1 protein-coding gene and 1 pseudogene are annotated in these 1,717 nt (G+C 68.5%); both read left to right on the top strand.

The window, feature by feature from the left end:
• The first annotated feature begins 145 nt into the window (after positions 1–145).
• Positions 146–1,391 (top strand): annotated as a pseudogene (gene istA / locus ACWD1Z_RS37375) (IS21 family transposase).
• A partial coding sequence (locus ACWD1Z_RS37370) for an ATP-binding protein (RefSeq protein WP_451125363.1) occupies positions 1,391–1,717 on the top strand: 327 nt, incomplete at its 3' end. The pseudogene istA and the gene ACWD1Z_RS37370, both read left to right, overlap by 1 nt.

The following is a 1,717-nucleotide window of genomic DNA, read 5'->3' as shown; positions in this document are numbered from 1 at the left end:
CCTTCCGCACAACACCAACTACGCTGACCGAAGCCGCATAGACCCGTGTCCAAGATCCGGGGTCAGGGCCCGTGAGACCACTTCCACCGGATGAATTGTGGCCCTCCTTGGCGGCCTGACTCGTTGAGTCAGGCCGGGAGGATGGGTGATCAGCGTGGAGGACTGGGCGGAGATCCGCCGGTTGCACCGGGCCGAGCAGATGCCGATCCGGGCGATCGCACGGAAGTTGGGAATCCGGACCACGGTGCGCCGGGCGGTGGCCAGCGACCGGCCGCCGAAATACGAGCGGGCGCCGAAGGGTTCGATCGTGGATGCGGCCGAGCCGAAGATCCGCGAACTGCTTGAGGTGTGGCCGGACATGCCGGCGACCGTGGTGGCCGAACGGATCGGCTGGCAGCACGGCATGACCGTACTGCGCGATCGGGTGCGTGAGCTCAAGCTCGACTACCTGCCGGCAGATCCGGCTTCCCGGACGGTCTATGAGCCTGGCGAACTGGTGCAGTACGATCTGTGGTTCCCGCCCTCGGCGATCCCGCTGGGGTTCGGGCAGCCGGGCTGTCCGCCAGTGCTGGTGATGGTGGCCGGCTACTCGCGATGGATCATGGCTCGGATGCTGCCGAGCAAGGTTGCGGCCGATCTGATCGCCGCGCACTGGCGGCTTTTGACCGGGCTCGGAGCCGTCCCGAAGGCTCTGGTCTGGGACAACGAGGCCGCGGTCGGCTCCTGGCGGGGCGGCAGCCCTCAGCTGACGGAGGACTTCGCGGCGTTCGCGGGACTGTTGGGCATCCGCATCATCCAGTGCCGTCCCGGCGACCCGGAGGCAAAGGGCCTGGTCGAGCGGGCCAATGGCTATCTGGAGACCAGCTTTCTGCCCGGCCGCGTCTTCGCCTCGCCGACCGATTTCAACATCCAGCTGGCGGACTGGCTGACCAAGGCCAACCGGCGCCTGCACCGCACCTTGCAGGCCCGGCCTGCCGACCGGATCGAGACGGACAGGGCACGCATGCTGCCGTTGCCGCCGGTCGATCCGCCGGGTTGGTGGCGATCCAGCCTGCGCCTGCCACGCGACCACTACGTCCGTATCGACACCAACGACTACTCGGTCCATCCGCTGGCCATCGGCCGCCGCATCGAGGTGAAGGCCGACCTGGACCAGGTCCTGGCGCTGTGTGAAGGCACCGAGGTCGCCCGGCATGCCCGCTGCTGGGCTCGCCACCAGTCGCTGACCGACCCCACCCACGCGGCCGCCGCAAAAGCCGACCGCGATCGGGCCCGGCAACGGCCCGTCCGGGCCGACGAGCTCGAGGTCGAACAGCGGCCGCTGGACACCCTACGACCGGATCTTCGGCGTCATCGACGGCGGCCTGAGTACCGGTGAGGGAGTCACGTGATGGCCCCCAAGCAGGCCGCCAGCGGCCGCGACGTCGGTTCCGAACTGGTCTATCTGACCAAAGCGTTGAAGGCGCCTGCGCTGCGGCACGCGGCTGCCCGGCTGGCTGAGCGGGCCCGTGACGAGGGCTGGAGTCACTGGAGTCATGAGGAGTATCTGGCTGCCTGCCTGCAGCGGGAGGTTGCCGCCCGCGACTCCCACGGCGCCGAGGGACGGATCTGCGCGGCTCGTTTCCCCTCCCGCAAGTCGCTGGAGGACTTCGACTTCGACCATCAGCGGTCCGTCAAACGCGAGGTCATTGCCCATCTGGGGACGCTGGACTTCGTC

It is taken from the genome of Streptomyces sp. NPDC002784, from assembly GCF_053592135.1.
This window is presented reverse-complemented; position numbering and strand designations above follow the sequence as displayed.